At 69.7% G+C, this 23,631-nt stretch carries 22 protein-coding genes; 14 read left to right on the forward strand and 8 right to left on the reverse strand.

Features of this window, described 5'->3' with window-relative positions; all coding sequences use genetic code 11:
• Positions 1-80: 80 nt before the first annotated feature.
• The 4 genes from Q0Z83_RS49610 to Q0Z83_RS49625 all read right to left on the reverse strand — a co-directional run bounded on the left by Q0Z83_RS49610 (position 81) and on the right by Q0Z83_RS49625 (position 3,972).
• Positions 81-1,304 (reverse strand): DNA-processing protein DprA, encoded by a 1,224-nt coding sequence (locus tag Q0Z83_RS49610; RefSeq protein ID WP_317790542.1) that lies wholly within the window; start codon positions 1,302-1,304, stop codon positions 81-83.
• Between the two features lie 30 nt (positions 1,305-1,334).
• Positions 1,335-1,688 carry a hypothetical protein gene (locus Q0Z83_RS49615; protein WP_317790543.1) on the reverse strand — a complete coding sequence of 118 codons (354 nt, stop codon included), beginning with the start codon at positions 1,686-1,688 and terminating at the stop codon, positions 1,335-1,337.
• A 389-nt stretch (positions 1,689-2,077) separates the two neighbouring features.
• Complete coding sequence (locus Q0Z83_RS49620; RefSeq protein ID WP_317790544.1) at positions 2,078-3,613, reverse strand: YifB family Mg chelatase-like AAA ATPase; 1,536 nt, start codon at positions 3,611-3,613, stop codon at positions 2,078-2,080.
• Entirely contained in the window at positions 3,613-3,972 is a 360-nt protein-coding gene (locus tag Q0Z83_RS49625) for a YraN family protein (protein WP_317790545.1), read from the reverse strand. The genes Q0Z83_RS49620 and Q0Z83_RS49625 overlap by 1 nt, the downstream gene beginning before the upstream one ends.
• 334 nt (positions 3,973-4,306) lie before the next feature.
• On the opposite strand from Q0Z83_RS49625, the gene rpsB reads away from it, so the two are divergent.
• The 7 genes from rpsB to Q0Z83_RS49660 all read left to right on the forward strand — a co-directional run bounded on the left by rpsB (position 4,307) and on the right by Q0Z83_RS49660 (position 11,306).
• Positions 4,307-5,185 (forward strand): 30S ribosomal protein S2, encoded by an 879-nt coding sequence (gene rpsB, locus Q0Z83_RS49630; RefSeq protein WP_317790546.1) that lies wholly within the window; start codon positions 4,307-4,309, stop codon positions 5,183-5,185.
• A gap of 30 nt (positions 5,186-5,215) precedes the next feature.
• On the forward strand, positions 5,216-6,046 hold the full coding sequence (gene tsf, locus Q0Z83_RS49635; RefSeq protein WP_317790547.1) for a translation elongation factor Ts: 831 nt from the start codon (positions 5,216-5,218) through the stop codon (positions 6,044-6,046).
• 159 nt (positions 6,047-6,205) lie between these two features.
• Complete coding sequence (gene pyrH / locus Q0Z83_RS49640; RefSeq protein ID WP_317797342.1) at positions 6,206-6,916, forward strand: UMP kinase; 711 nt, start codon at positions 6,206-6,208, stop codon at positions 6,914-6,916.
• A gap of 64 nt (positions 6,917-6,980) precedes the next feature.
• Positions 6,981-7,538, forward strand: a complete 558-nt coding sequence (gene frr / locus Q0Z83_RS49645) for a ribosome recycling factor (protein WP_317790548.1) — start codon at positions 6,981-6,983, stop codon at positions 7,536-7,538.
• Between the two features lie 235 nt (positions 7,539-7,773).
• Positions 7,774-8,772: a phosphatidate cytidylyltransferase gene (locus Q0Z83_RS49650; protein ID WP_317790549.1), complete on the forward strand. Its 999-nt coding sequence runs from the start codon at positions 7,774-7,776 to the stop codon at positions 8,770-8,772.
• Between the two features lie 43 nt (positions 8,773-8,815).
• Positions 8,816-10,009, forward strand: a complete 1,194-nt coding sequence (gene rlmN / locus Q0Z83_RS49655; protein WP_317790550.1) for a 23S rRNA (adenine(2503)-C(2))-methyltransferase RlmN — start codon at positions 8,816-8,818, stop codon at positions 10,007-10,009.
• 37 nt (positions 10,010-10,046) lie between these two features.
• Positions 10,047-11,306, forward strand: a complete 1,260-nt coding sequence (locus Q0Z83_RS49660; protein WP_317790551.1) for a DivIVA domain-containing protein — start codon at positions 10,047-10,049, stop codon at positions 11,304-11,306.
• A gap of 54 nt (positions 11,307-11,360) precedes the next feature.
• Here the strand turns inward: Q0Z83_RS49660 and Q0Z83_RS49665 are convergent, their stop codons facing one another.
• Complete coding sequence (locus Q0Z83_RS49665; protein ID WP_317790552.1) at positions 11,361-11,600, reverse strand: DUF2631 domain-containing protein; 240 nt, start codon at positions 11,598-11,600, stop codon at positions 11,361-11,363.
• Positions 11,601-11,726: 126 nt separating this feature from the next.
• Between Q0Z83_RS49665 and Q0Z83_RS49670 the strand changes: the two genes are divergently transcribed.
• Positions 11,727-13,277 carry a Rieske 2Fe-2S domain-containing protein gene (locus Q0Z83_RS49670; RefSeq protein ID WP_317790553.1) on the forward strand — a complete coding sequence of 517 codons (1,551 nt, stop codon included), beginning with the start codon at positions 11,727-11,729 and terminating at the stop codon, positions 13,275-13,277.
• Here the strand turns inward: Q0Z83_RS49670 and Q0Z83_RS49675 are convergent.
• Both Q0Z83_RS49675 and Q0Z83_RS49680 read right to left on the reverse strand, forming a co-directional pair.
• On the reverse strand, positions 13,274-14,827 hold the full coding sequence (locus Q0Z83_RS49675; protein WP_317790554.1) for a phytoene desaturase family protein: 1,554 nt from the start codon (positions 14,825-14,827) through the stop codon (positions 13,274-13,276). The two genes, Q0Z83_RS49670 and Q0Z83_RS49675, sit on opposite strands and share 4 nt — an antisense overlap.
• An 11-nt stretch (positions 14,828-14,838) precedes the next feature.
• Complete coding sequence (locus tag Q0Z83_RS49680) at positions 14,839-15,654, reverse strand: YhjD/YihY/BrkB family envelope integrity protein (RefSeq protein ID WP_317790555.1); 816 nt, start codon at positions 15,652-15,654, stop codon at positions 14,839-14,841.
• Positions 15,655-15,704: 50 nt separating this feature from the next.
• Between Q0Z83_RS49680 and Q0Z83_RS49685 the strand changes: the two genes are divergently transcribed.
• The 4 genes from Q0Z83_RS49685 to ispG are packed head-to-tail and all read left to right on the forward strand — an operon-like array spanning position 15,705 to position 19,898.
• The gene (locus Q0Z83_RS49685; RefSeq protein ID WP_317790556.1) at positions 15,705-16,190 is read left to right on the forward strand and encodes a YcxB family protein; all 486 of its coding nucleotides are present in this window, start codon (positions 15,705-15,707) and stop codon (positions 16,188-16,190) included.
• A 12-nt stretch (positions 16,191-16,202) separates the two neighbouring features.
• On the forward strand, positions 16,203-17,411 hold the full coding sequence (gene dxr, locus Q0Z83_RS49690; RefSeq protein WP_317790557.1) for a 1-deoxy-D-xylulose-5-phosphate reductoisomerase: 1,209 nt from the start codon (positions 16,203-16,205) through the stop codon (positions 17,409-17,411).
• Positions 17,411-18,670 (forward strand): M50 family metallopeptidase, encoded by a 1,260-nt coding sequence (locus tag Q0Z83_RS49695; RefSeq protein ID WP_317790558.1) that lies wholly within the window; start codon positions 17,411-17,413, stop codon positions 18,668-18,670. Before dxr ends, Q0Z83_RS49695 begins: the two co-directional genes overlap by 1 nt.
• A 55-nt stretch (positions 18,671-18,725) precedes the next feature.
• The gene (gene ispG, locus Q0Z83_RS49700; protein ID WP_317790559.1) at positions 18,726-19,898 is read left to right on the forward strand and encodes a flavodoxin-dependent (E)-4-hydroxy-3-methylbut-2-enyl-diphosphate synthase; all 1,173 of its coding nucleotides are present in this window, start codon (positions 18,726-18,728) and stop codon (positions 19,896-19,898) included.
• Positions 19,899-19,934: 36 nt separating this feature from the next.
• On the opposite strand, the gene Q0Z83_RS49705 is transcribed toward ispG, so the two are convergent.
• Complete coding sequence (locus Q0Z83_RS49705; protein ID WP_317790560.1) at positions 19,935-20,774, reverse strand: GNAT family N-acetyltransferase; 840 nt, start codon at positions 20,772-20,774, stop codon at positions 19,935-19,937.
• A gap of 123 nt (positions 20,775-20,897) precedes the next feature.
• On the opposite strand from Q0Z83_RS49705, the gene Q0Z83_RS49710 reads away from it, so the two are divergent.
• Both Q0Z83_RS49710 and Q0Z83_RS49715 read left to right on the forward strand, forming a co-directional pair.
• On the forward strand, positions 20,898-21,506 hold the full coding sequence (locus Q0Z83_RS49710; RefSeq protein ID WP_317790561.1) for a PadR family transcriptional regulator: 609 nt from the start codon (positions 20,898-20,900) through the stop codon (positions 21,504-21,506).
• Between the two features lie 142 nt (positions 21,507-21,648).
• The gene (locus Q0Z83_RS49715) at positions 21,649-23,631 is read left to right on the forward strand and encodes a hybrid sensor histidine kinase/response regulator (RefSeq protein WP_317790562.1); all 1,983 of its coding nucleotides are present in this window, start codon (positions 21,649-21,651) and stop codon (positions 23,629-23,631) included.

Genomic DNA, 23,631 nt, shown 5'->3' on the forward strand with positions numbered 1-23,631 from the left:
CGGTGACCCTGGACCGGCCCGGAGCCGCACGGCGGCGGGCCGGTCAACACCATGCCTGCGGCGTGGTGTCCGCTGTCCGATCAGTCGGCATCGCGCCGGTTCCGGCCCGGCGCGGGGGCCAGGGCGACACCATCACGGGTACGTACGACAAGTCCCGCGATCTCGAGAAGAGACAGCCGGCGTAGCACCGTGCGCAGGCTCAGCCGGGCCGCGGCCGCGAGCTCCTCCGGGGTGGCCGAACCGTTCGGTGGCAGAGCCTCCAGAACCAGCGCGGTCTCCTCGTCGAGGTGATCGTGGCGGCGTTCCGGTCCGCGGGGCGTCTCGGCGAGGTATTCGCCGATCCGGCCGACCTCCTCGAGCACCTCGGCGGCGTTGGTGACCACCCGTGCGTATGGATTGTTCCGCAGGATCTCGTGGCATCCGACCGACATCGCCGATGTCACCGGTCCGGGAACGACCATGGCCGGCCGGTGCAGCGCCAGGACACGGCTCATCGTCTGGGCGGCGCCGCTGCGTGCGGCTGCCTCGACGACGACCGTGCCCGCGGTGGCGGCCGCGATGACCCGGTTCCGGATGAGGAACCGGTGCCGCAGCGGTTCGGCGCCGATCGGCCATTCGCTGACCAGCAGGCCGGAGTCGGCGATCCGGTCGAACAGCGCGGCGTTCCCGGCCGGGTAGGGCCGGTCGATTCCGCAGGCGAGGACGGCCACGGTACGGCCACCGGCGGCCAATGCCCCACGATGGGCCGCCGCGTCGACCCCGAAGGCCCCGCCGGACAGCACCGTCCACCCCATCCGGGTGATCCCCGACGCCAGTTCTCCCGTGACGTGAAGGCCGTAGTTCGTGGCGGCCCGTGCCCCGACGATCGCGACCGACCGTTCCAACGTCTCGCCGAGCGCCCACTCCCCGCGCACCCAGAACCCGAGCGGCGGCCGCGTGTCGCTGTTGATTCGGCCGCTGCTGTCCAGTTGCAGGGTCGCCAGGTCGATGATCCGTCGCGGCCACTCCTCGTCGGAGGGCACCACCAGACGGGCGCCGAGCCGGTCGGCCCGACGGATCGCGATCTCCGCCATCCGCCGGGCGTCACCGGCGGCCGCACGGGCGGCGACGGCGATCCGGAGTCGCTTGTCCGGAATGTCCCCACTGAGTAGCTGCTCCAGGGTGGCCGGCGCCCCGGCCTGCTCGACAAGCGTCCAGACGGCCCGGTTCCCGGGTTCGGCCAGCCAGGTGAGCGCGACGCGCGCCGCCCGATCCTCCGGCCCACCGCCCGGGGCTGTCTCGCCGCCGGACGGCAGGACGCTCACGCAACGCTCCGATCAAGCGGAAGAAAACGATCAAGCCACGGCAAAGGCGAGCACAGCGCAGGAGGCAAGGGCGGGCGCGGCGGCGCAAAAGGGTGCGGTGACGCAGGAGACAAGGGAGAGGACGGCGGCATAGAAGGCGAGGAAGAGGGCGGCGGCGCAGAAGGCGAAGGAGAGGGCGGCGGCGCCGAAGGTAAGGAAGAGAGCGGCGCAGAAAGCACGGGAGAAGGAGGCAACCAAGAGGAAAGCGACGAAGGCGGCGGTAGCACAGGGGAAAGCGCTGGCGGCGGGGAGGGAAACGACGGGGAAGGCGGAGGACGCAACGGAGAAGAGGGCGGCGGAGAAGGCGAAACCGGCGGGGACGAAGGCGTATAGGTGGAATGCCACGGAGAAGGACGGGAGGCGGCGGACGCCGAAAGGTTCACGGGACGCTCCGATCAAGGGAGGGGAGGCCATGCAAGGGGAGGCCATGCAAGGGGAGGCCATGCAAGAGGAGGCCAAGGAAGGGGAAGCCAAGGAAGGGGAGACCAAGGGAGAGGAGGTCACGGAGGGGGAGGCCAAGGGAGAGGGGTCCAAGGAAGGGAAAGGCAGGAGAGAGGGCGCCAAGGGAAGAGAGGGCGACGGAAGAGAGATGGAGGAAGAGGAGATCAAGGGGGAGAAGATCGAGGGGAAGAACGGACAACAGACGAAGAAGCACACCGCCGAGGGCGGCGAGAAGACGCGTGGCCGGAGCGAAAGGGCGCGGGAGCGGCGGAAAAGGGAAGCCCAGCAAGCAGTCACTTCGGGACACGGCCACCCGCCTCACCCATCCGCAGCTGGTAGGCCTCGCAGACATCGCCCTCCGACGGCCGTGCCCGCCCGTCCAGGTCGGCCACCGTCCAGGCGAGCCGCAGACATCGATCGAAGCCGCGGGCCGACAGCGTCCCCCGATCCAGCGCGCTGTGCAGTACGGCGGTGGCCCGACCCGGCAACCGCCACGGCGGCCGGCGCAGAACCGGCCCGGGCACGTCGGCGTTGACCCGCCACCCACCGGCCGCCCACCGTCCGGCCGCCGATTCCCGGGCGCGGGCCACCCGGCCCGCGACGACCGCGGACGGCTCGGCCGGTGCCGACTCCTCCATCAGCTGCACGGCCCGGACCGGCAGCAGGTTGACCCGCATGTCGATGCGGTCGAGCAGCGGCCCGGACAGCCGTCCGAGATACCGCCGCCGCACGGTGGGCGGGCAGTGACAGGCCTGGTCGCCGGCGGGCGAGGCGCACGGGCACGGGTTGGCCGCGACGACCAGCTGGGCGCGGGCCGGATATTCGGTGGTCCCACGGGCGCGGGACAGCACGACCCGCCCGCTCTCCAGCGGCTGGCGCAGCGCCTGCAACGTGGCCCGACTCATCTCCGGCACCTCGTCCAGGAAGAGCACCCCGCGGTGGGCGAGCGACAGTGCACCCGGCCGGATCAGCCCGGACCCGCCCCCGACCAGGGACGCCAGCGAAGAGCTGTGATGCGGAGCCTGGAACGGCGGCCGTCGGACCAGACGCCCGTCGGCGGGCAGCACCCCGGCGATCGACTGAAGGGCGGTGACCTCGAGGGCGGCCTCGTCGTCGAGCTCCGGAAGGATGGACGGGAGCCGCTCGGCGAGCATCGTCTTCCCGGCTCCGGGCGGTCCGAAGAGCGCGAGATGGTGACCGCCGGCGGCGGCGATCTCCAAGGCGTACCGCCCGATCTCCTGTCCGGCGAGATCGGCCAGGTCCGGCCCGGGCGGTGGCGGCGCCGGGGGTACGACCGGCGGATCCAGCAGGGTCCCGGTGCCCTGGGCGAACGCGACCAGCCGGTGCAACGTGTCGACGGCACGAACCGTGACTCCCGGCACCACGGTCGCCTCGCAGGCGTTGGCCACCGGCACGATGACCCGGCCGACCCCGGCCTGTGCCGCCGCGGCGACCATCGGCAGCACACCCCGCACCGGCCGGACCGCCCCGTCGAGCCCCAGCTCGCCGATGAGCGCGACCCCGTCCAGCCGCTCGGCGGGCAGCTGACCGGCCCCGGCGAGTACGGCGCTCGCGACGCCCAGGTCGAAGCCGCTGCCGTGTTTCGGTAGGGCGGCGGGCAGCAGGTTGACGGTGATCCGCCGGTTCGGCCACTCGCACCCGGAGTTGACGATGGCCGCCCTGACCCGGTCGCGGGCCTCGTTGAGCGCGGTGTCCGGCAGGCCGGTGAGCAGCAGGACGGGTAGCCCGTTGGAGATGTCCGCCTCGATCTCGACCAGGTGACCGGCGACACCGAGCAGGCCGGCGCAGAGGACCCGTGCGTAGCTCATCAGAACGCGTCCCGGATGTGGACGATCCGGGTGGCGCCCCGGCGTTGCGGTAGGACCTCCACCACGTCGAAACGGAGGCGCTCCGCCCGTACCCCCTCGTCGGTCAGGAACCTGGAGGCCAGATGCCGTAACCGGCGCACCTTGCGGTGATCGACAGCTGCCGCCGGTGGGCCGAAGGCCGCCGTGCGTCGGGTCTTGACCTCGCAGAAGACCAGGTCGGCGCCGTCACGCAGGATGAGATCTATCTCGCCCTCGGAGCAGCGCCAGTTGCGCCGCAGCAGTGTGAGACCGATCTCCTGGAGGTGCCGGGCGGCCAGCCGCTCGCCGTAGGCGCCGACCGCCCGTCGCTGAGTCGTCATGGCCCGGCACCGTGGCAGGAATGCCGAGCCGCCGCGTCACGCCCTGTGGATGCCGCGGTGATGTGGACGACCGGCCGTCGCCCGGCCCGTCGTGCTAGACCGAGGGCGGGCCGGGGGACCAGGCGGCTTGGCGTATGCTTGTCGACGGCGACCGCCTGCGCGGTCGACCTCGCGCGCCCTCCTACAGGTCCGAGCGCTGATCTTCAGCGACGGCCGGAGGCGGCGGCCCTCCCTGGTCCCGATTCTGTCGGGCCCGACTGCGGCCGTCGACCGGGCGCCAGGACGCCTACCGCCGGTGGGCGTGACAACCAGGGAAGATCAGGGAGTAACAACCATGGCCGTAGTGACCATGCGCCAGCTGCTGGAGAGCGGTGTCCACTTCGGGCACCAGACCCGGCGCTGGAACCCGAAGATGAAGCGCTTCATCTTCACCGAGCGCAACGGCATCTACATCATCGACCTGCGCCAGACCCTCGACTACATCGAGAAGGCGTACAGCTTCGTGCGGGACACCGTCGCCGAGGGTGGTCACATCCTCTTCGTCGGCACCAAGAAGCAGGCCCAGGAGGCCATCGCCGAGCAGGCGACGCGGGTCGGCCAGCCGTACGTGAACCACCGTTGGCTCGGCGGCATGCTGACCAACTTCCAGACCGTTTACAAGCGCCTTCAGCGGATGAAGGAGCTCGAGGCCCTGGGTGACCTGAGCGGTACCGCCGCCGGTTACACCAAGAAGGAGACCCTCCAGCTCTTCCGCGAGAAGACCAAGCTCACCAAGACCCTCGGTGGTCTGCGTGACATGACCAAGACGCCGTCGGCGATCTGGGTCGTGGACACCAAGAAGGAGCACATCGCGGTCGACGAGGCCCGGAAGCTGAACATCCCGGTCATCGCCGTGCTGGACACCAACTGTGACCCGGACGAGGTCGACTTCCCGATCCCGGGCAACGACGACGCGATCCGGTCGGCCGAGCTGCTGACCAAGGTCATCGCCGCCGCTGTCGCCGACGGTCTGATCGCGCGTTCCGGCCGTGGCCGTGGTGCCACCGCCGACGAGAAGCCGGAGGCCGGCACCGTCGCCGCCGGTGAGCCGCTGCCCGAGTGGGAGCGGGACCTCTACGAGGGTGCCGAGAAGAAGGCCGAGGAGCCGGCTGCCGCTCCCGTTGCTGCCGCTGCTCCCGCCGCCGCTGCTCCGGCCGCTGTCGCCGCTGAGTAAGTCAACCGACTGACCATCGAGAGAAGAGTCATGGCTAACTACACCGCCGCGGACGTCAAGAAGCTCCGCGACCTCACCGGCGCGGGCATGATGGACTGCAAGAAGGCGCTGGAGGAGTCCGAGGGCGACTTCGACAAGGCCGTCGAGTTCCTCCGCATCAAGGGTGCGAAGGACGTCGGCAAGCGGGCCGGCCGGACCGCCGCCAACGGCATCGTCAGCCACTCGGGCAACGCGCTGCTCGAGCTGAACTGCGAGACCGACTTCGTCGCCAAGACCCCCGACTTCGTCGCGCTGGGCCAGCGGTTCGTCGAGTTCGGTGAGCAGCACAAGATCGCCGACGCCGCCGCGCTGCTCGCCGCGACGCTGGAGGACGGCAAGACCGTCGCCGACACCGTCGAGGAGTACGCCGCGAAGATCGGCGAGAAGATCGTCGTGAACCGCTTCACGATCGTCGACGGCACGGTCGCGGTCTACCTGCACCGCAAGGCGCAGGACCTGCCGCCGCAGGTCGGTGTGCTGGTGCAGTACACCGGCAAGAACGACGAGGCGGCCGACTCGGACGCCCGCGGCATCGGCATGCAGATCACCGCGATGCGGCCGAAGTTCCTGAGCCGCGACGAGGTCCCGGCCGAGGTCGTCGAGACCGAGCGTCGCGTGGCCGAGCAGACCGCTCGTGAGGAGGGCAAGCCGGAGCAGGCCCTGCCCAAGATCATCGAGGGTCGGGTGAACTCCTTCTTCAAGGACTTCGTCCTGCTGGAGCAGGCTTCGGTCGTCGACAACAAGAAGACGGTCAAGCAGATCGCCACCGAGGCGGGCATCGAGATCACCCGGTTCGTCCGGTTCGAGGTCGGCCAGGAGTAAGGCAGCACCGAAAGCAATGCGTCGGGAGGTCGGGTACGCGATTGAGCGCCCGGCCTCCCGGTCGCATAAGGTCTCTTGACAGATGGAGAAGGGAAGGCGGGTCTCATGACGATGGTGACCGAGCAGTCCGCCACGGCCGACGATCAGAACCTGCCGACCATGCGCCCACGGCGGGTCGTCCTCAAACTTTCCGGCGAGGTGTTCGGCGGCGGTGACGTCGGGGTCGAGCCCGATGTGGTGCAGTCACTGGCCAAGCAGATCGCCACCGTCATCCGGCGCGGCATCCAGGTCGCGGTGGTGGTCGGCGGGGGCAACTTCTTCCGCGGCGCCGAGCTCCAGAAACGCGGTATGGACCGGAACCGCGCCGACTACATGGGCATGCTCGGCACGGTGATGAACTGCCTGGCCCTCCAGGACTTCCTGGAGAAGGAGGGCATCGAGACGCGCGTGCAGACCGCCATCACGATGGCTCAGGTCGCCGAGCCGTACCTTCCGCTGCGTGCCATCCGGCACCTGGAGAAGGGCCGCGTCGTGATCTTCGGCGCCGGCGCCGGTATGCCGTACTTCTCCACCGACACGGTCACCGCCCAGCGGGCGCTGGAGATCCGGGCCGACATGGTGCTGATGAGCAAGAACGGGGTCGACGGCGTCTACACCGCCGACCCGCGGGTCGACCCGAGCGCCAAGAAGCTCGAATCCATCACCTTCCAGGAGGTTCTGCTGCGTGGTCTGCGGGTGGCCGACCAGGCCGCCTTCAGCCTCTGCCAGGAGAACAAGCTGCCGATGCTGATCTTCGGCGCGGAGGGCGACGACACCATCGTGCGTGCGTGCGCCGGCGAGCGGATCGGCACCCTGATCACCGCCGACTGACGGTCGCGTCCACACGTCCCCACATCCCGCACCACCGAAGACAGCAAGGAGGCGAGAAGAGCCGGTGATCGAGGAAACCCTCTTCGAGGCCGAGGAGAAGATGGAGAGCGCGGTCGAGCACGCCAAGGAGGAGTTCGCCGCGATTCGCACCGGCCGGGCTACTCCCGCGATGTTCTCCAAGATCCTGGTCGACTACTACGGCGCGCCCACACCGGTGACGCAGATGGCGTCGGTCGGCGTCCCGGAGCCGCGCATGGTCATCGTCAAGCCCTACGACGCGTCCCAGTTGGGCCCGATCGAGCGGGCGATCCGTGACTCCGACCTGGGGGTCAACCCCAACAATGAGGGTACGCAGCTGCGCATCCACCTTCCGCAGATGACGGAGGAGCGCCGCCGCGAAATGATCAAGGTGGCCCGCGGCAAGGCCGAGGACGGGCGCGTTGCGATCCGTAACGTGCGCCGCAAGGCCAAGGACCAGATCGACAAGCTGGTCAAGGACGGCGAGACCGGCGAGGACGACGGCCGGCGCGCCGAGAAGGAGCTCGACGACGTGACGCACCGCTACGTGGCCGTCATCGACGAGCTGGTCAAGCACAAGGAAGCCGAGCTCCTCGAGGTCTGAGTATCGATAGAAGCCCGGCACACCTCCCCGGAGGGGCCGGGCTTCTCCGCTGTTCGGCCGGGGGCGGTTCACGGGCGGTTAAATTGCACGCCATCTCGAGAGCTGTTCAAGCGTCACCTTTGCAGTACGCTCTGCTCGGTTCCGGTGAGAAGTGTGAAGTGTGAGAAGCAGGTAGGGGTCAGGCTTTGTCAGTGCGTTCGGCGGTGCTCCCGCCCACCACCCCGCCCGAGGTCTGATGTCTTACGTCGATCCCCGCGCCCGGCAGATCCCCGGCGACGACACGAGCGTGCCGGCGCCGTACTTCCATGAGTCAGAGGAACCGCATGCGCATGCCGGGACGGAGCCGATGAGTGACTCCGCGCGCCCGGAGGGCGGCAAGGGCCGCCGCCGGGCCGGGCGTGGCCGCAAACCGCAGGGTGGTGGCCGCGCCGGCCGTAACCTGCCCGCCGCCATCGCCGTCGGGGTGAGCCTGGGCCTGGTCGTTCTCGCCTCACTGCTGATCCAGCCGATGGCACTGCTGGTGGTGCTGGTCGCGGCCTCCGGGATCGGCGCCTGGGAGATGGCCCGCGCGCTGTCCACCTCGGGAGCGAACCCGCCCCTGATCCCGCTGCTCGCGGGCAGCGTGCTGATGACCGGCCTGGCCTGGTATGAGGGAGCCGACGCACTGGTCCTGGGCCTGCTCGTGACGGTCGGCGCGGCCGTGCTGTGGCGCCTGGCCGACGGCGTCGCGGCGGTGCGCCGTGACTTCACGCCGAGCGTGCTGATCGCCGTGTACGGCCCGTTCCTCCTGAGCTTCGCCGCGATGCTGGTCCGGATGGACGAGAACGACGGCCCGCTCATGGTGATCTGCACCCTGGTCGCCGTGGTGCTCTCGGACACAGGTGGTTACGCCGCGGGCGTCTTCCTCGGTAAGCACCCGATGGCTCCGAAGATCAGTCCGAAGAAGTCGTGGGAGGGTTTCGCCGGCTCGGTGACGGCCGCCGCGATCGGCAGCAGCGCGCTGCTCTTCTTCCTGCTGGACATCCCGGTCCACTGGGGCCTGCTGTTCGGCGCGGTCATCTCGGTGGTGGCGGTCCTCGGCGATCTGGCCGAGTCGATGTTGAAGCGGGATCTGAAGGTCAAGGACATGAGTAATCTGCTGCCCGGGCACGGCGGCCTGATGGACCGGCTGGACTCGATCCTGTTCGCCGTCCCGACCGCGTACCTGCTCTTCTCGATCATCACGCCGAGCTAGCTGTGGGCGACCTACTCGGCGGACGTGGGAGACTGGATACGCCATGACGATTCTTCCGGTCATCCCGATCAGTCCCGATCAGCCAGACATCCTGCCGTCCGGGCCGACGAAAACACGCCGTCGCCCCAGCATGCCCCCGCGCCACCTCGCCGACATGGATCTCGCCGCGCGCAAGAGCGCGGTCACGAGCCTGGGCGAGCCCGCGTTCCGGGCCAAGCAGCTCTCCACCCACTACTTCGGCCGCCTGGTGCGCGACGCCGCCGAGATGACCGACCTCCCGGCCGGCTCACGCGACAAGCTGACCGCGGATCTGCTGCCCACGCTGCTCACCCCGGTCCGGGAGCAGGCGTGTGACGACGGGGCGACCCGCAAGACACTGTGGCGGCTGCACGACGGCGCGCTGGTGGAGAGCGTCCTGATGGGTTACCCCGATCGGGTGACGGCCTGTGTCTCCAGCCAGGCCGGGTGTGGCATGGCGTGCCCGTTCTGCGCGACCGGCCAGCAGGGCCTGACCCGCAACCTGTCGGTGGCGGAGATCGTCGACCAGGTCGTCTATCTGGCCGGCGTCGCCGCGTCGGGCGCGGTCACCGGTTCGCCTCCGCGGTTGTCCCGGGTGGTCTTCATGGGGATGGGCGAGCCGCTGGCCAACTATCCGCGCGTGATCGAGACCGTGCGGCGGCTGACGGCCCCGGCTCCGGAGGGCCTGGGGCTCTCACAACGGCACATCACGGTGTCCACGGTGGGTTTGGTGCCCGCTATGCGGCGGTTGATCGCCGAACAGCTCTCCGTGACTCTTGCGCTGTCACTACATGCCCCCGATGATGATCTGCGCGATGAGCTTGTGCCTGTCAACCAGCGTTGGAAGGTGGCCGAGGTGCTCGACGCCGCGTTTGACTACGCGGCACAGACCGGCCGTCGGGTTTCCATCGAATACGCCCTGATCAGGGACGTAAACGATCAGCCCTGGCGTGCCGACCTGCTCGGCCGTCTTCTGAGAGGCAAGCTGGCCCATGTGAATCTCATCCCACTGAACCCGACACCGGGTAGTAAGTGGGATGCGAGCCCGAAACCGGTCGAGCGTGAGTTCGTGCGCCGGTTGCAGGAGGCCGGCGTCTCGACGACGGTTCGCGACACCCGGGGGCGGGAGATCGACGGCGCGTGCGGCCAGCTGGCCGCGGGTGAGCTGACGGACGCGAGCGCAGGGGGCGCCGCAGCCGACGCGGAGGTGGCACAGTGACTGGGCGCAGGTCCCAGCGAGCGGAGTGGGAGACGTTGTGACGAGTCAGGGGCAGCGTTTCCGAAGGCGTGCGCTGCGGCGTGGCTACAAGGTCGACGAGGTCGACGCCTTCCTGGACCGGGTCGAGGCGACCCTGGCCGGGGAGCAGGTCGGCCCGCCGGTCGGTGCACAGGAGGTGCACGACGTCGTCTTCCGGGTGCGGTTCGGCGGCTATGACGAGTGGCAGGTGGACCTGCACCTCGACCGGGTCGAGCGGCAGCTCGCCGAGTTCGAGGAGCGGGGTGGCCGTCCCGCGCCGGACCCGATGCGTGACTCGATGCGCAGTGGCCTCACGGCCGGTTCGGTGTCCGGCCCGCCGGCGATGAGCCAGAGCCAGGGCTTCGACCGTGGTGGTTTCGACCGTGGACCGGCCGGTCCCGGTCCGCAGGTGCAGGGCTTCCCGCAGGGGCAGGGCGGTTTCCCGCCCGGTCCGGGCATGCAGCCGCAGGGGATGCCCGGTCGTGGTGGTCCCGGCGGTTTCGGCGGGCCCGGCGCCCCGGGGATGAACCCGGCGGCCCAGATGGCGTCCCCGCCGACCGAGCGGCTTCCCGCGCCGATGCGCGACGACCGGATGATGCCGCCGCAGATGCCACAGCGTCAGCAGCAGCAGTTGCCGCCCGGCCCGGACCCGTATGGGCGGTATGACGAGCCGACCGGCTACGGCCAGCAGATGCCGCCGCAGTCGCAGCTCCCGCAGCGTCCCGGCCCGCCCCCCGGCTACGACCCGAGTGGGTACGACCAGGGCGGCTACGATGGCTTCGAGGCCGGCCGGCACGGTAAGACGGACATGACCGCCGAGATCCGGATGCCGGACCGTGACCCGCGTGGTGGCTACGGTCAGCAGATGCCCGGCGGCGGCTCGATGCCGGGTTCGCCGATGGCCATGCCCGGTTCGCCGATGCCCGGTGCGCCGATGAGCGGCCCGCCCTACGGCGGTGGCGGTGGGTACGGCCAGCCGCAGCAGCCCCAGCAGCCCCAGCTCGGTCCGCCGCTGGGTGAGCCGGGTGGCGAGCTGTACCGGGTGGACCAGCTGCGCCGGACGTTCCAGCCGCGCCGGTTCGGCAGCGGTTACGACCCGATGCAGGTGGACCGGCTGTTCGAGGGCATCCTGCAGGCGATGACCGGCCGTGGTCCGATGCCGGTGAACGAGAACGATCTCGACATGCTCCAGTTCGGCCTGGTGCCGAACGGCTACTTCGAGGCCGAGGTCGACGCCGCGCTGCGTGAGGTGAAGGACATCCTGCTGCGCCGCCGGTGATACAGCGAATGCGAAAAGAGGGGGCCGAGGCCCCCTCTTTTGCTGTAGCCGGAGTTACTGGTCGTTGGGGCGCAGGCCGCTGCGGCGCAGGATCGCGTCACCGATGATGACGGCGATCAGGCCGATCGCGATCGCGGCGAGCCACACCTTCTCGGTGTTGCCCTGCTGGTTGCCCCAGAAGAAGAGCAGCATGATCGCGGCCGAGATGATCGCGCCCTTCTGAGCCCGCTTGCGGTTGCCGGGCTTCAGCTGGTCGGGCGCGTAGACCTCCTCGTGGTGTTCTTCCGCAGCCACGGTGGCGACCTCCTAGTCGATGTTGAACCGCCAAACAGTGTGTCACGGGGTCGACGGGCGGAACCCGGCAACCCGGCTGTAGTTTCGAGGCGGTCAAAAGACGGAGTTAGCAGAGGAGCGATCAAAGTGCGGATCACGGGCACCGGCCATGCGAGCATGCGGATCGACACCGCTGCCGGCAGCATTCTGTGCGATCCGTGGGTGAACCCGGCGTATTTCGCCTCCTGGTTCCCGTTCCCGGACAACTCCCAGCTGGATTGGGAAACTCTGGGTGACGTCGACTATCTGTACGTCTCCCACCTGCACCGGGACCACTTCGACGCGGAGCACCTGAAGAGGTTCATCAGCAAGAAGGCGACGGTCCTGCTGCCGGAGTACCCGACGTCCCAGCTGGAGGACGAGCTGCGGGCGCTGGGCTTCACCAGCTTCCTGCGGACCAAGTCGGACGAGGTGCACGAGCTCGACGGCGGCCTCAAGGTGATGATCCAGGCGCTGATCAGCCCGACCGACGGCCCGATCGGCGACTCGTCGCTCTGGGTGGAGTATGACGGGGTTCGCGTCCTGAACCAGAACGACGCCCGCCCGTCCGACCTGACCCGGTTCAACGAGTTGGGTCATGTGCACGCCCACATGCTGCAGTTCTCCGGCGCCATCTGGTACCCGATGGTCTACGAGCTCCCGGAGAACGCGAAGACCGCGTTCGGCAAGCAGAAGCGGGAGCGGCAGTTCGACCGCACCTGGCGCTACATCGACGACCTGAAGGCGGACTTCGTCTTCCCGATCGCCGGCCCGCCGTGTTTCCTCGACGACGAGCTGTGGCAGTTCAACGACATCCACGGTGACGAGGGCAACATCTTCCCCGATCAGTCGGTGTTCCTGAGCGAGTATGCGAAGGTCGGCGGCACCAACGCGGTCGTCCAGCTGCCCGGCAGCGTGACGGAGCTGACCGACGGCGGTACGAGGCAGCACACCACGCACCCGACCCCGGTCGACGAGTTCTTCGCGAACAAGCGGGCGCACCTGGAGGAGATGCGGGAGCGCAAGCGTCCGATCATCGAGGCCGAGAAGGCGTCCTGGCGGCACCCGGAGATCGACGTCCTCAAGGAGCTGAAGAAGCGGATCGAGCCGCTCCTCGAGGAGTCGATCTACATGGCCAAGGGCGTCGGCGGCCCGGTCCGCTTCGACCTGGTCTCCTACGACGGCGACGAGGTCGAGTCGATCGTGGTGGACTTCCCGGGCAAGCAGGTCCGGGCGTATGCCGACGAGAAGGTCCGCTACCGGTTCCGCACCCAGCGGGAGCTGATCGAGCACCTCATCTTCATCGACGAGGGCGACTGGGTGAACTCGCTGTTCCTGTCCTGCCGCTTCTCCGCGGCCCGGATCGGGCAGTACAACGAGTTCGTCTACGCGTTCTTCAAGTGTCTGTCCGAGGAGCGCCTGCAGTACGCCGAGGGCTGGTACGACGAGCACGAGAAGGCCGTCGACGCCGAGGACATCGAGTTCGGCGACTGGACCGTGCAGCGACGTTGCCCCCACCTGAAGGCCGACCTGTCCCGGTTCGGCATCGTCGAGGGCAACGTGCTGACCTGCCAGTTGCACGGTTGGAAGTTCGACCTGCCCAGTGGCCGCTGCCTCACCGGCGTCGGCCACAAGATCAGGGCGACCAAGAAGGCCTAGAGGGCCAGATCCTTCAGGATGCGGCGGGCCGCGTTGTGGCCCGCCGCGCCGATCACGCTGCCGGCCGGGTGTGCTCCGGCCGAGCCGTGGTAGAGCCCGTCCAGTCCGGTGAAGTACGGCATCCGCTGGTCGAACGCGATCGTGTTGTCGACGTGGTGGATGTGTCCGCCGGTGATGCCGAAATGCTGCTCGATCCCCGGCGGGGTGAGCGGGAACACGTCGGCCACCAGATCCGAGGTGCCGGGCGCATACCTGTCACAGATGGCGAGCAGCCGGTCCACGTACCCCGGAAGTTCTTTGTCCCACGATGTGCCAGACGGCTCGAAGGGGACAGATTGCACGAACAGCGCCGAGGAATGGTGTCCGGCCTCGTCGCGCAGCGACGGGTCGACGGTGGTGTGCAGATACCACTCGATGGTCGGTTCGGCCGGCAGCACACCCGCCTTCACGTCCGCCCACATGCCACGCAGGTTGGCCATCGGCGACCCCTCGCCCGGCAGCAGGTGGATCGTCGATCCGAACGGCGACGGCGCGCCGGGCGGCAGGCAGTCGAAGACCGGCAGGCCACGCAGCGCGAGGTTGACTTTGAGAGTGCTGCCGGTCCGCTTCACCGCGGCCATCCGCCGGGTCAGCTCCGCGGGCAGGACCCCATCAGGGACAAGACCCATCAGTTGGTACGGATCACAGCCGCCGAGAACGACCCGGGCTCCCACCGACCGCCCGTCAGCGAGCACGACGCCACTGGCCGCCCCGCCGTCGACGGTGACCGACGTCACCCGGGCATCCGTGAAGATCTTCGCCCCGGTCGCCCGAGCCGTGTCGGCGAAGGTCCGCGACACGGTGCCCATGCCACCCTCGGCGATCAGCCAGGTCCCGTCCGAGCCGGGCAACCGGCACATGTTGTGCACCAGGAAGTTGTGCCCCGTCCCGGGATCGTCCGGCCCCGCGTTGAGCCCGGACAGGCCGTCGGTGACCGCATACATCGCGACCAGCAGCTCACTGGCGAACCCGAACCGCCCCAGGTAGTCGGCGACCGAACCACGTACCAGATCGAGGAAGGTGCTCTGCAGCTGTGGCCGGATGTGCCGGTCGGCGATCTCCTCCACCGACGCCGGCTCCTCCAGCCAGGCCGGCGCGAGATCGGCGCGCAGCGCGCCGATCTCCACGGCGAGCGCCTCGTCGGCCTTCGCGTCCCGGTCGCCGAGCTGCGCCCGGTTGGCCGCGCCGTCACTCCCGAACAGGAGGTACGGCGAACCGGCCCCGACTCCCGGCAGGAAGTAGTGCGGGTCGCGGCGCAGCACGGGGATGTCCACGTCGAGGGTCCGCAGCAGCTCCGGCGGCATCAGCCCGAGCAGATAGGACCCGGTCGACTGGCCGAGGCCGGGCACCTTGGGGAAGGGGTGTTCGGTGCGGGTGGCGCCGCCGATCACTCCCGCGGCCTCGAGCACGACGACGTCGAGCCCGGCGCGGGCGAGCAGGATCGCGGAGACCAGGGCGTTGTGACCGGCTCCGATGATCACCACGTCGGCACGGTCCGGAATGGGGGTCATGGTTCGCGAGGTTATCCCCTGATCGCGCTCGGTGACCTCGTCGAATCATCCGAGAATCGCGGCTCGACGGCCCGGGTCGCCGCGAAACCGGTGAGCAGCACCACGTGGAACAGGTAGAGCCACAGTCCGATCGCCACCACCCCACCCACCTCGGTCAGGCCGCCGAACGGCACCCCCAGGTCCAGTGGCAGCGAGCTGAACAGCACCGCCCCGTGCAGGAACCCGGACAGGTTCGCGGCCGTGAACGAGCCGATCAGGATCGTGGCGAGCCACGGCGGGCGGCCCGGGGCGACGTAGCGGAACACCCAGATCACCACCGGGGTCAGCAGCAGCCAGATCGCCAGGAACGACAGCACCACGCCCAGCACCGACCACCAGCCGCCGCGTACCCACAGGCCGCTCGTGGTGGGCAGGGCCAGCAGCAGCGAGAGCAGCAGGGCCGGTGCCGCCGCCAGCAGCGGCAGCCAGAGCAGCCGGCCGCGCCAGCCGACCAGTTTCTCGCCGGGGCGCGCGATGGAGGCGAAGGCCCGGCGCAGGCCCTCGCCGTACAACGTCGCCGGAAGCAGGCTGGCCAGCGCGAACGTCGGCGTCAGCGTCAGCCCGGCGTCGATCAGGGCGGCGAGCGCTCCGGGCGCGCCGATCTGGTCCGGCAGCGCGGCGATGGTCCGTCCGGTCAGGTGACGTACCCGCTCCGTGCCCACCACCAGCCCGGTCAGCCAGATCGCCAGCAGGGCCACCGGGACCACCGCGATACCGCTGTAGAAGGTGATCGCGGCCGCGTGCAGCGCGACGTCCTTGCCCTGAAGCGGCCGCAGCAGTTTTCGCACCCCGAATCGATACCCCGATCGATGCCGCAGATCACTAGGATCTCGCATTCGTGGACACCGAAACGGGCTTCTCGTTCTCCGCGCACCCGACCCGGCAGCAGCTCCTGGTCTCGATCCGGCGTTTCATGCGCGGCCAGCTCCGGCTCTTCCGGCTGGCCGGCGCGCTGCTGATCGTGTTCGGCCTGGTCTTCTCGCTCGACGAAGAGCTCGTCCTGCGGATCTTCACGGTGCTGTTCGGCCTGGCCTGCATTCTGGTGGTGCCGGAGATCACGGTCCGGGTCGTGGTCGCGAAGATCCAGGGCATGCTCACCCGTCCCACCGAGTACCGGATCGACGACCAGGGCATTCGGATGACCAACGACCTGACCGAGTTCTTCGTACGGTGGATCGCCGTGGACCGGCTCGACGAGGCGCCCGGCCTGCTCATCGCCCGGACCGGGCAGACCGGCTTCTACGCCGTGCCGACCGGCTCCCTGCCACCGGAGACGGCCGCCGAGGTCACCGAGTACGTGCGGGCGCACGTCCGGCGCGGATAGCCGTCCGCGAGAATGGGCGGCATGCGAGACCTCGTACTGCTCGGCTCCACCGGGTCCATCGGCACCCAGGCCATCGACATCGTCCGGCGCAACCCGGACCGGTTCCGGGTGGTGGCCCTCGGCGCCGGCGGCGGCAACGTCGCCTTGCTCGCCGCACAGGCCCTCGAACTGGGCGTCGAGGTGGTCGGCGTGGCCCGTTCGTCGGTCACCCAGGATCTGCAGCTCGCCTTCTACGCCGAGGCCCAGAAACGCGGCTGGGCGACCGGCGACTTCAAACTTCCCAAGATCGTCGCCGGGCCGGACGCGATGACCGAGCTCGCCCGGTGGCCCTGTGACGTGGTGCTCAACGGCGTGGTCGGCAGCCTCGGTCTGGCGCCCACCCTGGCCGCACTGGAGTCCGGCCGGATCCTCGCGCTGGCCAACAAGGAGTCCCTGGTCGCCGGCGGGCCCCTGGTCCGGCGGATCGCCAAGGAGGGGCAGATCGTCCCGGTCGACTCGGAGCATTCGGCGCTGGCCCAGTGCCTGCGCGGCGGCACCGCGGCCGAGGTGCGGCGGCTCGTGCTCACCGCCAGCGGCGGGGCGTTCCGCGGCCGGCGGCGCGAGGAGCTGACGAACGTCACACCCGAGGAGGCGCTCAAGCACCCGACCTGGGACATGGGGCCGGTCGTCACGATCAACTCGGCCACCATGGTGAACAAGGCGCTCGAGGTGATCGAGGCACACGAGCTGTTCGGGGTGCCCTACGACGACATCGAGGTGATGGTCCACCCCCAGTCGGTCCTGCACTCGCTGGTCGAGTTCACCGACGGGTCGACCCTCGCCCAGGCCAGCCCGCCGGACATGCGGCTGCCGATCGCGCTCGCCCTGGCCTGGCCGGAGCGGGTGCCGTCGGCGGCCGCCGCGGTGGACTGGACACAGGCCCACAACTGGGAGCTCCGGCCCCTCGACCACGAGGCGTTTCCGGCGGTCGAGCTGGCGAAACAGGCAGGCCGGGACGGGCGCTGCCGACCGGCCGTCTACAACGCGGCGAACGAGGAGTGTGTGGCCGCTTTCGTCTCCGGTCGGCTACCGTTCTTGGGCATCGTCGACACGCTGGAGCAGGTGCTGGCAGCGGCCCCGGATTTCGGGGAGCCGGGTACCGTCGATGACGTGCTTGCCGCGGAAGCATGGGCGCGTGCCCAGGCGCAGCGGACCATCGAGACTGTGGCTGAAGGAGCCTGATGCTGTTCTGGCTGGGGTGCGCAGCCTTCGCGCTGACGATTCTGATCTCGGTGAGCCTGCACGAGCTGGGACACATGATCACCGGCAAGCGCTTCGGGATGAAGGTCACGAAGTACTTCGTCGGCTTCGGCCCGACCATCTTCTCGTTTCACCGTGGTGAGACCGAGTACGGCCTGAAGCTCATCCCGCTCGGCGGTTTCTGCAAGATCGTCGGCATGACGCCGCAGGACGACGACGTCGCCCCGGAGGACCAGCACCGCGCCATGTGGCGGTTCCCGGTCTGGAAGCGGACCGTCGTGATGGCCGCCGGCTCGATCACACACTTCGCGCTGGCCCTGATCGGCGCCTGGGTGATGGCGTGGGCGATCGGCCTGCCGAACATGGATCTCCCGCGGACCGACGCCGAGGTGCGGGCCGCGCCGGCCATGATCCGGGTCGCCGAGTGCGTCCCGACCTCGCTGAGCGACACCAGCACCGAGTGCAAGCCGGGTGTGGCGAGCGCCGTCGCCGGCCCCGCGCAGGCCGCCGGCCTGCAGACCGGCGACGTGATCACCAAGGTCGGCGCCACCCCGGTGGCCAACTACGGGCAGCTCACCGACACCATCCGGGCCGCACCGGCCGGGCCGACCGTCTTCGAGTACACGCGTGCCGGCCAGCCGGCCACGGCGACCGTCAACCTGGTCTCCGCCGAGCGGCGCCCGATCGACGACCCGGCCGGCCCGATCTCCACGGTCGCCGTGGCCGGGGTGAGCCGGACCACCGACCAGCCAGCGGTGATCCACTACAACGGGCTCAGTGCGATCCCGGCCTCCGGTGAGTACAACTGGTTCCTCGTCGAGAACTCGATGCAGGCGATGGCCCGGATCCCGGAGAAGATCCCCGCCCTGTGGAACTCGATCACCGGCGACGAGCGTGACCCGGACACCCCGATCAGTGTCATCGGCGCCAGCCGGATCGGTGGCGAGGCCCTCGAGCGGGGCGTGCCCGAGGTCTTCTGGGGTGTCTTCATCTCGCTGAACGTGTTCATCGGCCTGTTCAACCTGCTGCCGTTGCTGCCGGTCGACGGTGGGCACATCGCCATCGCCTGGTTCGAGGCCCTGCGCTCCCGGCTGTACCGTGCGCTCCGGCGGCCCGATCCGGGCCGGGTGGACTACTACAAACTCATGCCGTTGACGTACGCGGTCATCCTGATCGGTGGTGCGTTCACCCTGTTGACGGCGACCGCTGACATCATCAACCCGATTACGATCTTCCCGTGAGCCTCCTCCGGGCTCACCTCGTCCAAGCACCATGGAAGGCCGGGAGTTACCCCCAATGACCGCGATCAGTCTCGGAATGCCTGCGGTACCCCCACCGCCCCTGGCTCCGCGCCGGCAGAGCCGCCAGATCAACGTCGGGGGTGTGCTGGTCGGTGGCGGGGCCCCGGTCAGCGTCCAGTCGATGACGACGACCCTCACCTCGGACGTCAACTCGACCCTCCAGCAGATCGCCGAGTTGACCGCGGCCGGCTGCCAGATCGTCCGGGTCGCCGTGCCGTCCCAGGACGACGTCGAGGCGCTGCCCGCGATCGCCAAGAAGTCGCAGCTGCCGGTGATCGCCGACATCCACTTCCAGCCCAAGTACGTGTTCGCCGCGATCGACGCCGGCTGTGCCGCGGTCCGGGTCAACCCGGGCAACATCCGCCAGTTCGACGACAAGGTCAAGGAGATCGCGAAGGCGGCCGGTGACGCCGGGATCCCGATCCGGATCGGCGTCAATGCGGGCTCGCTCGACAAGCGGCTGCTGGAGAAGTACGGCAAGGCCACCGCCGAGGCGCTGGTCGAGTCGGCGCTCTGGGAGTGTTCGCTCTTCGAGGAGCACGGTTTTCGGGACATCAAGATCTCGGTGAAGCACAACGACCCGGTCGTCATGATCCGGGCCTACCGGCAGCTCGCCGAGCAGTGCGACTACCCGCTGCACCTCGGCGTGACCGAGGCCGGCCCGGCGTTCCAGGGCACGATCAAGAGCGCCGTCGCGTTCGGCGCGCTGCTCGCCGAGGGCATCGGTGACACCATCCGGGTGTCGCTGTCCGCCCCGCCGGTCGAGGAGATCAAGGTCGGCAACCAGATCCTGGAGTCGCTGGGTCTGCGCGAGCGGGGCCTGGAGATCGTCTCCTGCCCGTCCTGCGGCCGGGCCCAGGTCGACGTCTACACCCTCGCCGAGCAGGTCACCGCGGCCCTCGACGGCTTCCCGGTCCCGCTGCGGGTGGCAGTCATGGGCTGTGTCGTCAACGGGCCGGGCGAGGCCCGCGAGGCCGACCTCGGTGTGGCCTCCGGTAACGGCAAGGGCCAGATCTTCGTGAAGGGCAAGGTCATCAAGACCGTTCCCGAGGCGATCATCGTGGAGACCCTGGTCGAGGAAGCTCTGCGCCTGGCCGACGAGATGGGCGCCGAACTCCCCGACGAGCTGAGGGAGCTGCTCCCCGGCCCGACGGTGACGGTGCACTGATCTTCTGAAGGGCCCCCTCGGGGGCCCTTCTTCTTTTCAGAACAGGACTGTGGCGAAGCTGCCGGCTGAGATGAAGCCGCAGTTCGCGTAGACGCGCCGCGCTGAGGTGTTGTAGTCGTTCACGTAGAGGCTGACCGTGGGGGCGACCCGGCGTAGCGCGTCGGCGACCACCGCCGCCATCGCCGCGGTGCCCAGGCCCTGGCCTCGATAGTCCGGGTGGACCCAGACGCCCTGCACCTGGGTGGTTCGCCGGGTGACGATCGCCAGCTCGGCCTTGAAGATCACCAGGTCGCCCTCGAACCTGGCGTAGGCCCGTTTCGTCTTCACCAGCTCGGCGATCCGCCGCCGGTAGCCTCGCCCGTTGTCATCCTGCATCGGCGAGACCCCGACCTCCTCGGTGTACATCGCCACGGCGGCCGGAAAGAGCTGGTCGACCTCGCCGGAGCGGACCAGTCGGACCGCCGGATCCGGGCGGACCGCCGCATCCCGATCGGTGACCAGCAGGGGCTGATGCGGCCGCACGTCACGGGCCGGCCCCCAGTTACCGCCGAGCCGGTCCCACAGGTCCAGCACGGCCTCCGAGCGGCCGATGATCGACGAGCAGATCCGCGGCTCGGCGCCGAGCAGATCGGCGAAGGCCGCGGTGGCCGGCGGCGTCGCGCCGACCGGCACCAGATGCGCCCCGGACCAGATGATCGACTCGATCTGTCGGCGCGGCTCATAGCCGTAGATCCGCCCGTCGGACCGCCACCAGTTCAGCCCGTGTGCGGCGACACGCTCCGCGATCTGGGCGCCCGCGTAGGGGTCGGCGTCGAGGATCCGCTCGACGGCCGCGCGCTCGGGCTCACCGAGCTGGCGAATGGGCACCGTCAACACAGGTACCACATTGCCAGATAGCGGCGCTTCGACACGTGCCGCAACCCCGCGATCTCAGAAACCCTTGCCGACGACACGTTGCCGATATATCGTCTAACTATCGACGACAGAACGGAGAAGGTCATGAGGCACATGCATGGCGAGCGCGGACACGGTGGACACGGGTGGCCCGGCGAGTTCCGCAGACGCGGTTTCGGCTTTCCGCCCGGATTCCCCTTCGGCGGCCCCGGCGGCCCGGGCGGCCCCGGTTTCCCTCCGCCCGAGTTCGGCAGAGGTCCACGGCGAGGTGGGCGAGGTGGGCGACAGAACGTCCGGCCCGCGATCCTCGCGCTCCTGCTCGAGCGGCCGATGCACGGCTACGAGATGATTCAGGAGCTCGACGCGCGTACCGGCGGGATCTGGCGGCCCAGCCCCGGGTCGGTCTATCCGACCCTCCAGCTGCTCGAGGACGAGGGCCTGATCGAGGTCACCGCCGAGGGCGGCCGCAAGAGCTACCGGCTCACCGAGGACGGCCGGCCCGAGGCCGAGACCGCCGCCCAGAACCCGCCGTGGTCCCAGATCGGCGCCGACACCATGTCCCAGGTGCAGGACTTCCGCGACGCGGCGGTCGGCATCATGGGCGCGCTCAAGCAGGTCGGCTTCAGTGGCACCGCCGAGCAGCGCCAGAAGGCGCTGGAGGTGCTCGGCGAGACGAAGCGCAAGCTCTACGCGATCCTCGCCGAAAGCGAGTGAACCGCCGCGGCTGACCGAGGCACGTCCGGGGCGCCCGGGCGTGCCTCGTGCTGTGACCTGCGCAAAGCCTGCACCGAGGGTTCCACCGCCCCCTACCCTCGATGGTGCTGGCGATGCGCGCGGACCGGGGGCGAGGTGCGGGTTGAGCGAACCCTCCGACGCCGTGGTGATCGGTCTCCTGGAGGCCGCACCCGACGCGATCATCGCGGTCGACCGGGACGGCCGGATAGCCGTCGTCAACGCGCAGACCGTCCGCATGTTCGGTTACGAACGAAGTGACCTGCTCGGGCAGTCCATCGAGCTCCTGGTTCCGGAACGATTCCGCGACCGGCATCCGGGGCATCGTCTCGCGTACCTCCGTGATCTTCGTCCCCGCCCGATGGGCGCCGGTGTCCCGCTCGCCGCCCGGCGGCGTGACGGTAGCGAGTTTCCCGCCGAGATCTCCCTCTCCGCCCTCGCGTCCGGCGGCATGATCGTCGCCGCGGTCCGTGACGTCAGCGACCGGGTCCGCCGCGAGGCCAAGTTCCAGGGCCTGCTGGAGGCCGCGCCGGACGCCATCGTGGGTGTCGCCGCCGACGGCCGGATCACCCTGGTCAACGCCCAGGCCGAGCGACTGTTCGGGTACCAGCGCAGTGAGTTGCTGGGCCGACCCATCGAGACGCTCGTGCCGGAGTCGGCCCGGGCCCGGCACCCGGACCTGCGACACCGCTACTTCACCGACCCCCGCCCGCGGCCGATGGGCTCCGGCACCGCCCTGCGTGCCCGGCGGCGTGACGGCACCGAGTTCCCCGCCGAGATCAGCCTCTCCGCGCTGGAGACCGAGGACGGCCTGATCGTCTCGGCCGCCATCCGCGACGTCAGCGAGCGCATCGAGGCCCAGGCCGAACGCCAGCGCCTGGAGGCCGAGGGGGAACGCCTCGCCGCGGCCGCCGAACGGGAACGTCTGGAAGCCCAGCTCCAGCAGTCCCAACGACTGGAGAGCCTCGGGCAGTTGGCCGGCGGCGTCGCCCACGACTTCAACAACCTGCTCGCGGTGATGCTCAACTACGCCGGCTTCGTCGCCGAGCAGATCCAGGAAGCGGCCGACGCCGACCCGGACAGCGCCTGGCCGCAGGCCTCCCGCGACCTCCAGCAGGTGCTGCGGGCCGGCCGCCGGGCCACCGAGCTCACCCACCAGCTGCTCGCGTTCGGCCGCCGCGAGGTGGTCCGGCCCCGCGTCCTCGACCTCAACGTGGTGATCCGTGAGGTGGAACAGCTCCTGCTACGAACACTCGGCGAGCACATCCAGCTGCACGCCGATCTGGAACCACGGCTGTGGCCGGTCCTCGCCGACCCCGGGCAGATCGAACAGGTCCTGGTCAATCTCGCGGTCAACGCCCGGGACGCGATGCCCGGCGGAGGCACGCTCACCGTCCACACCGGTAATCAGGAGCTCGCCGCCGACGAGGCCGCCCGGATCCGGCCGCCCGCCCCACCCGGCCGTTACGTACGCCTGCGGGTCGCCGACACCGGCACCGGGATACCGCCCGACGTGCTGGAACGCGTCTTCGAGCCGTTCTTCACCACGAAGGCGCCGGGGGAGGGGACCGGACTCGGGCTGGCCACCGTCTACGGCATCGTCACCCAGGCCGGCGGTCATGCGTCCGTGTACTCCACGGTCGGCGCCGGAACCGTCGTCACCGCCCTGCTGCCGGTCACCCAGGAGCTGCCGGCACCGGTCAGCGCGCCGGCCGGTCTCGCCCAGTTGCAGCGCGGCGGCGAGACGATCCTGGTCGTCGAGGACGAGGACGCCCTACGAGCCGTCACCGAGCGGATCCTGACCCGCAACGGCTACCACGTGCTGAGCGCGGCCGGCGGCCCGGAAGCCCTCAAGATCGTCCAGGACGCAACCCAGCACATCGACCTGCTGCTCACCGATGTGGTGATGCCCCACATGCACGGTCGCCAGCTCGCCGAACACGTCCGGGAGGCCCGGCCCGGCCTGCCCGTAGTCTTCATGTCCGGGTACGCCCAGCCGTTCATCACCGGCGAGGGCACCCTGGACGCCGACACCATCCTGATCACGAAGCCGTTCACCCAGCCCGAGTTGCTGGAGCGTCTCCGTGAAGCGCTGGACAGTGCCTGA

Source organism: Actinoplanes sichuanensis (assembly GCF_033097365.1).
Lineage (GTDB): Bacteria > Actinomycetota > Actinomycetes > Mycobacteriales > Micromonosporaceae > Actinoplanes > Actinoplanes sichuanensis.

Excerpts from the sequence above, each read along its gene's own strand:
- Q0Z83_RS49675 (WP_317790554.1), bottom strand. The coding sequence starts at position 14,827 with ATGACCCCCATTCCGGACCGTGCCGACGTGGTGATCATCGGAGCCGGT.
- pyrH (WP_317797342.1), top strand. The coding sequence starts at position 6,206 with ATGCGCCCACGGCGGGTCGTCCTCAAACTTTCCGGCGAGGTGTTCGGC.
- Q0Z83_RS49695 (WP_317790558.1), top strand. The coding sequence starts at position 17,411 with ATGCTGTTCTGGCTGGGGTGCGCAGCCTTCGCGCTGACGATTCTGATC.
- Q0Z83_RS49625 (WP_317790545.1), bottom strand. The coding sequence starts at position 3,972 with ATGACGACTCAGCGACGGGCGGTCGGCGCCTACGGCGAGCGGCTGGCC.
- Q0Z83_RS49710 (WP_317790561.1), top strand. The coding sequence starts at position 20,898 with ATGAGGCACATGCATGGCGAGCGCGGACACGGTGGACACGGGTGGCCC.
- Q0Z83_RS49650 (WP_317790549.1), top strand. The coding sequence starts at position 7,774 with ATGTCTTACGTCGATCCCCGCGCCCGGCAGATCCCCGGCGACGACACG.
- dxr (WP_317790557.1), top strand. The coding sequence starts at position 16,203 with ATGGGCGGCATGCGAGACCTCGTACTGCTCGGCTCCACCGGGTCCATC.
- tsf (WP_317790547.1), top strand. The coding sequence starts at position 5,216 with ATGGCTAACTACACCGCCGCGGACGTCAAGAAGCTCCGCGACCTCACC.
- Q0Z83_RS49620 (WP_317790544.1), bottom strand. The coding sequence starts at position 3,613 with ATGAGCTACGCACGGGTCCTCTGCGCCGGCCTGCTCGGTGTCGCCGGT.
- rpsB (WP_317790546.1), top strand. The coding sequence starts at position 4,307 with ATGGCCGTAGTGACCATGCGCCAGCTGCTGGAGAGCGGTGTCCACTTC.
- rlmN (WP_317790550.1), top strand. The coding sequence starts at position 8,816 with ATGACGATTCTTCCGGTCATCCCGATCAGTCCCGATCAGCCAGACATC.
- ispG (WP_317790559.1), top strand. The coding sequence starts at position 18,726 with ATGACCGCGATCAGTCTCGGAATGCCTGCGGTACCCCCACCGCCCCTG.